Annotated in this window: 5 protein-coding genes; 1 reads left to right on the plus strand and 4 read right to left on the minus strand. The window is 65.6% G+C overall.

All coding sequences use genetic code 11. From position 1 onward, the window contains the following. Nucleotides 1-6: 6 nt before the first annotated feature. The 3 genes from AK81_RS20310 to AK81_RS20320 are packed head-to-tail and all read right to left on the minus strand — an operon-like array spanning nt 7 to nt 3407. Nucleotides 7-1116, minus strand: a complete 1110-nt coding sequence (locus tag AK81_RS20310) for an aminotransferase class I/II-fold pyridoxal phosphate-dependent enzyme (protein ID WP_043201856.1) — start codon at nt 1114-1116, stop codon at nt 7-9. 30 nt (nt 1117-1146) lie between these two features. Continuing rightward, entirely contained in the window at nt 1147-2022 is an 876-nt protein-coding gene (locus tag AK81_RS20315) for a formylglycine-generating enzyme family protein (protein WP_043201858.1), read from the minus strand. Further along, on the minus strand, nt 2019-3407 hold the full coding sequence (locus AK81_RS20320; protein ID WP_081042120.1) for a dipeptidase: 1389 nt from the start codon (nt 3405-3407) through the stop codon (nt 2019-2021). The genes AK81_RS20315 and AK81_RS20320 overlap by 4 nt, the downstream gene beginning before the upstream one ends. 147 nt (nt 3408-3554) lie before the next feature. Between AK81_RS20320 and AK81_RS20325 the strand changes: the two genes are divergently transcribed. Further along, a complete protein-coding gene (locus AK81_RS20325; protein ID WP_081042121.1) occupies nt 3555-5165 on the plus strand; it encodes a PvdJ/PvdD/PvdP-like protein in 1611 nt (536 codons plus the stop codon). Between the two features lie 53 nt (nt 5166-5218). On the opposite strand, the gene AK81_RS20330 is transcribed toward AK81_RS20325, so the two are convergent. Then, on the minus strand, nt 5219-6524 hold a 1306-nt coding region (locus AK81_RS20330), incomplete at its 5' end, for an efflux transporter outer membrane subunit (protein ID WP_050491932.1).

A 6524-nucleotide genomic window follows, 5' to 3' on the forward strand; every position in this document is an offset into this window, starting at 1 on the left:
CCGGAGTCAGGCGTTGGCCATGACCCTGAGGAAGGTTTCGGTAAAGGTGTTCATCTGGTCTTCGGTACCGACGGTGACGCGCATCCACTCGGGCCAGGCCGCAAACAGCCGGCCAACGCGCACGCCTTGCGCGGCCATGGTTTCGATAACCGGCGTTGCGGGGCGCTTGAGGTGCACCATGAAGCAGTTGGCCTGGGCTTCGGTGCAGCGGTAGCCGGCCTTTTGCAGGCGCTCGGTGGTGGCGTTGAGGATCCGTTGGTTGGTGCGTTTTCGAGTCGCTACAAGATCGCTTTGTTCCAGGCTGGCGATGCCGCCCAGCGATGCGCTCAGGGATATGAAGTTGCGCCCGTTGTAGGCCTGCAAATGGTTGAGCACCGCTGGCCTGGCAATGGCCAGACCCAGCCGGGCGCCGGCCATGCCATAGAGCTTGGAGAAGGTGCGCAGCACCAGCACGTCATCGTGGGCCACGGCCAGGTCGAGGCAGGGCCTGGCATCGGAGAAGTGGATGTAGGCTTCGTCGATAACGGCCAGGCAGCCCTTGGCTTTGTTCGTCACCAGGTGCTCGATGTCGGCGCGAGGCGTCAGGGTGCCGGTTGGGTTGTTGGGGTTGCACAGGTAGATCACCCCAGCATTCGGATCGGCTGCCAGCATGGCCCTCACGTCATGGGCGTGGTGGGCGTCCAGCGGCACTTCGTGCAAGGCTGCACCTATCGACCGGGCGCCGCTGGCGAGGGAGTCGTAGGTGGGGGCGGCGACGACCACGCTGCGTGGACCGGCATAGTGTGCCAGTCCCTCCTGCAGCGGCAGGCGTGAGCCGCCGAATACGGCAACATGATCGGCGGGTACGCCGTTTTGCCGGGCGAACAACTCGATCAACCGCACTTGCTGTTCGTAGTAATAGCGGCCGCTTTGGCGGGCCCCCAGCTGCATGGCCTTGACGGCCGATTCACTGGGGCCGTACGGGCTTTCGTTGTAATCCAGGCGGATGATGTTATCCCCGAAGACCGGGTCGACCGGACGGAGTGTCGACGGTTGCTGGGCCCAGACCGGCAAGGCCGGAACCAGGCTGGCCAGGGTGGCGGCGGTCACGAATGCGCGTCGGTTGAGGTCGGTCATCGGGTAAGTCTCCGTTGTCGTTGTGAAAGGTCAGTCCTTGGTGCTGCCAACGAGGTTGCGGGCCACACGGAAGCCCAGCCAGTCGCCGAACACATCGTGGCCACGTTCATTGCGGTTGCCGGAGCGGGAGAAGATCGGCGGCTCGGTCCAGTCGTTGCCACGGATTTGTTTGAACTCGCAATCGCCGCCTGTGAGCCAGGCACTACCGTCGGTGGGTGCACCGTTGTAGCTGTCGTGCAAGCAGTCCTGCAGCCATTCGTAGACATTGCCGTGCATGTCGTACATGCCGAAGGCGTTCGGCGGGAAGCTGCCCACGGGTGCGGTATAGGTGTAGCCGTCGCGTGGGCCGTAGGTGTTGGCGTGCTTGGTGATCTGGTATTGCCCGGGCTCATCGAAGTCGAACGGGAACGGGCCGGTGGAGCCCGCGCGGCCGGTGTATTCGCGTTCGGCCTCGGTGAGCATGCGGTAGGGCTTGCCGGTCTTCTTGGCAATCCAGGCCACGTAGCCCTGGACATCGTCCCAGCTCATGCACACGGCTGGTTGGCGCGGGCCTTGCGGGTAGCTGGGCTTGCCGTTGGTGCACAGGCGGCCCGGGCGGTCGTCGCCGGTGGGCAGTACGGCACCGGATTCCTTGGCGTACACCTGCCATTCCTGTGCAGTGACATGAAAGCGCGTGACCGCGAACGGGCGTTCGAAGGTTACCTTGTGCAGCGGGCCCTCGTCGGGCTGCCTGCCCGCCTCATCGTCCGGCGTGCCCATGGTGAAGCTCCCCGCCGGGATTACCACCAGCTCGGGGCAATCCTTGCAGTCCTTGAAGACCTTGCCAGGCGTGGTCGGGTCGGCTGCAAAGGCGTTGAGCGACAGCAGTGGGCAAGCAAAAGCGAACAGGTAGATCAGCCGTTTCATGGTTGTCCTTGCAAGTGTTGGGTGACAGGAGAAGCGGCCGGCTTGGCGGCCTTCTGGGCGGCGTCCCACACACGCAGGAAGTTGCCGCCCCAGAGCTTGGCGATGTCTTCGTCGGAGTAGCCGTGCTTGATCAGCTCGGCGGTGACGTTGCGGGCCTGGCTTGCATCCTCCCAGCCGACGACGCCGCCGCCGTCGTTGAAGTCCGAACTGATGCCGACATGATCGATGCCGACCTTCTTCACCGCGTAGTCGATGGAGTCGACGTAATCGCTCAGGTTGGCTGCAGGCTCGTGGCGCAGCACGTCGTAGAACTTGGGCAGGTATTCGCCAAACTTCTTTTCCGACCAGATGGAAAACACCGGGTCGGTGGTGGTGCCTATCTGGGTCTGGTTCTGCAGGTCGGGCAGGCCGTACTCGGCGCGCAGCTTGTTCATGGCCGCGATGGTGTCGCGGCTGAAGGGCTTGAGGTAATGCGAATAGGCAACGATGTTGACCAGCCCGTCGGTGCCCTTGATGGCGGCCAGGTCCGCATCGGAGAGGTTGCGGCGGATGTCCATCATGCCCTGCACGCCGGTGTGGGAGGCGAGGATCGGCGCGCGGGTCTGTTGCGCGACTTGCTGCAAGGCCTGGCTGGACATCTGCGAGACGTCGATGACCACGCCCAGGTCGTTGAGTTTGGCCACGGCGCGCTGGCCCAATGCCGAAAGGCCGCCCAGTGGGTCCACCGAGTCACCCAGGAAGGGCAGCGGACGCGCCGAGTCCACCCAGCTGTTGTTGCCTACGTAGCCGGGGCCGAAAACCCGTACGCCGCGCGCGGCCCACAGGTCGAGCTTGTCGACGTCATCGCCCAGCGGCGCGGCGTTGAGCATGCTGAGGACGATGGCAAACTTGCCTTCGCCGGCCAGGCGGCGGAAATCTGCCGGGGAGTAGGCGATGCCGGCCTGGTTGGGGAAGTCCTTGGCGATGCCGGTAATGACCCGGTAGCGCACTTCCAGTTCGTTGGCCATGGCCTGCTGGAACCCGTCGGTGGGGCGATGCGGCCAGTTCGGTCCGGTCCAGAATTCCGGCCACGACCAGATCGCGATGGAAGCACCGCGCAGGCGCGCTTTGGCTGCCTTGGGCAGGTCGAACTGGGTCGGGCCGTCGCGGTTCGGCTCTTGGCCGTCGCTGCCGTAGGTCAGTGGCACATCCATGTGAGCATCCAGGGACAGGATGCGTTCCTGCAGGGCCTCGGCGCGCCGCTCGGTTTCGCGGTCATAAGGATGGTTGGGAAGGTAGACAAAGTACCACCAGGCGCCCGCGGCGGTGCCGGCGACCAAGCTGAGCAAAACGGCGAGCGCCACGGCCCATGGCCATTTGCGCGGTGAAGTTCGGTGTTTCGTCATTGCGTTCTCGACCCGCCTGTTGGACGGCCCTATGCCGTCGGAACCTGATGAGTGGAACGAGTCGTGGGGGTGGGAATTTACACGGGCGGTAAATCCCCTCTGCGAGTGTTCGTTCTGGTAGCAGTAGTCAAGTCACGAGTACGGTGGATGAACTTTTCGCGTCGAGGGATGCTGGCAGGCCTTTTGGCCGCTGGGGTCGTGCTGCCCGCCGGGTACTACGCACGGCAGAAGTGGGAACAGGACCAGGAAGCGGAGCTGTCCTCCGACGAGCCGGCGGTGCCGGTGGACAACGTGCCCGATGCCTTGCTCGGCGAGCGCCTGGTGGGCATCTGGGACTGGCGACTGCTGGACAACCAGCAAGCCCTGCCGGCCCTGGCCCAGCCGCTGGAGTTGTTGCTCGACGTGGGCCAGGGGGGGCGCGCTGTGCGCGGCTACCTGGGGCGAGCGCCGTACCTGGCCGATGGTTTGCAGGTGTATGGCCGTTTGTCAGCCGACAAGCTCCCCCACGTGCATTGGCGGATGGTGGCTGCCGACGGCCAGATGTACGACTGCAACGCCGTGCTCGATGAGATCTGGGGTGTCTGGAGCGAGGGCGGGGGTGGTGCCACCCTGAGCGGTCAGGTAAGCCTGGCCGGTACCCAGGCCGGGTATTCCGGGCCCATCGCCCGGTTCGTGGTCAGCCGCCGACGGTTTGTCGAGGCCCGTGAGCGGCTGCCCTACGTGGCGGCGCTGCACGAAGACCTGATCTCGCCCAGGCGGCGTTACTTCCATCAGATCTGGCACGCCGGGCGTGACAAGTGGCACCGCATCGACGAGTCGCGCCGCCAGGCCGTACGCGCCCTTGGCTGGCAGCCCGGGCCGCTGGGCAAGGAACGCGACGCCCGCGGCCACAACCGGCACCGTAACGGCTCCGGCGAAGACTTTCTGTTCATGCACCGGCACATGCTGCACGGCGTGCGCGAGGTCCAGGACCTGCGCTCATGGCCGAGCATGCCCGCGCCGCGGCCGTTCATTGGCCAGGGTGTGTCTGCGTTTGCCGATTACCTGAACAACCGCACCGGTTACAGCGTGCCGCCCACGTGGCAGAGCGAGGGCGACGAGGCGTTCAGCCAGTGGCTGTACTACCTCAAGAGCAACCAGGGTCTGTACGCCAACTTCCAGCTCTGGGAAGCACAACTGCACGATCCCGAATACCTCAGCACGCTGTGCCTGGGCGAGTTGGGATCGCGTATCGAACTGGGGATCCACGACTGGTTACACATGCGTTGGGCGGCGTTGGGGCGCGATCCGAACTCGGGCTTGCCGATGGTGTATGCCCGGCGCAACTACGACTTTTCCGAACGCTGGTTTGGCGCAGACAACGACTTCCTCGGCGACCCGTTCTCGTCCCATGTGAACCCGGTGTTCTGGGCGTTCCATGGCTGGATCGACGACCGCCTGAACGACTGGTTCCTGGCCCATCAGCAGGCCCACCCGGGCGAGGTGCAGCACAAGACGGTCAATGGCATTCCCTGGTTTGCTCCCGGTCGCTGGGTGCGCGTGGCCGAACCCTGGCTCGGGCCTTCGCGTGAGGGCTGCGGGGCCTGGGGTGTGGGTAACGGCGGTGGCGGCGGTCAGCTGGACATCGAGACGATGAAGCTGGCGTTGCAGATTATCTTCAGCCCGGAACAGGAGGCCGACCGGTTGTCCGGCCTGGTGCCACGCCGGCCGTGGTATGGGCGGCACCTCGCGGCGGGGCCGAGCCGCGACGGACTCTGAGGAGAGGGCTGCTGTGCAGCCCTGTCGTCAGCAAGCTCGCTTCCACTAGCCGCTTAAAGCGTACGCCAGCCACCACCCAATGCCTTGTACAGCGCCACGCTGGCCTGCAGGCGATCGCGGCGCAGTTGCACGCGTTCGTTCTGGGCGTCGAACAGGGTGCGCTGGGCTTCGAGCACGCTGAGCAGGTCTTCGGCGCCGGCACGGTAGCGGTTTTCGGCCAGGTCGAAGGCCCGTTGGGCCTGCTCCAGCTCATCGCGTTGCCAGGCGGCCTGGCGGTCGAGGCCGTCGATGCTGTTGAGGGCCTTTTCCACTTCGCCGAAGCTGGTCACGATAACGCCTCGGTAGGTCTCCAGTAGCTCCTGTTGGCGCGCCACGGTCTTGTCCCGTTCGGCCTGGAGCCGACCGTGGTTGAAGATCGGTGCGGTGAGCCCCGCGCCCAGGTTGAACACTGGGTTGCGCAGCAGGTTGGCTGCCTGGGCATCGCCGGTGGCGAGGCTGGCCGTGAGGCTAAGTTGCGGGAACAGCGCCGCACGGGCCACCTGGATATCGGCCTGGGCAGCGGCCAGACGCGCCTCGGCGCTGGCGATGTCCGGGCGTCGAGTAAGCAGTTGGCTAGGCACGCCGGCGGCGATGCTGGGGCCGATCAGCCGGTCGAAGGGTTGCTCCTCCAGATGCAGCGCCTGCACCGGTTGGCCGAGCAGGGTTGCCAGGGTCACCAGCGCTTCATTGGCTTGTTGCCGGTAGAGCGGCAGCTGCCGCTGCTGGCCGGCCACCACCCGTTGTTGCTGGGCCAGTTCCAGGGCGGTCGCTGAGCCTGCCTGAAAGCGAGTGCGCGCCACTGCCAGGACTTGCTCGGCGTTGTCCAGGTTCAGGCCTGCGATGCGTACCTGCTCCCGTGCTGCAATGGCTTGCAGGTAGCTGTCGGCCACGCTGCCGAGCAGGCTGAGCTCCAGGGTGTCGCGGTCATGCTGGCTGGCTTCGAAGGCGAACCGGGCGCTGTTGCGGGCTGCAGCCTTGCCACCCCAGAAGTCGGTTTCGTAGCTGACCGTCAGCGCAGTATTGAAGTAGTGATAGGTGCGCTTGCTGTTGGAGGTGTCCTGCTCGCTGTAGCCCTGGCCGCGCAGCAGTCGCTGGCGGTAGGCATCGACGCTGGCATCGACGCTTGGCCATAACCCGGCACCGGCGATGCGCAGGTCTTCACGGGCCTGGTGCACCCGGGCGATGGCGGCCTTGAGGTCATGGCTGTCGTCGCGCGCCTGGTCGACCAGGCGGCTCAGCTGCGGGCTGCCGAAGCTTTGCCACCAGCGATCGAACGAGACATCCTGGGCAACAGCGGATGGCATCTGCCAGGCGGCGGGC

The organism is Pseudomonas putida W15Oct28, assembly GCF_000708715.2.
Classification (GTDB): Bacteria; Pseudomonadota; Gammaproteobacteria; order Pseudomonadales; family Pseudomonadaceae; genus Aquipseudomonas; species Aquipseudomonas putida_R.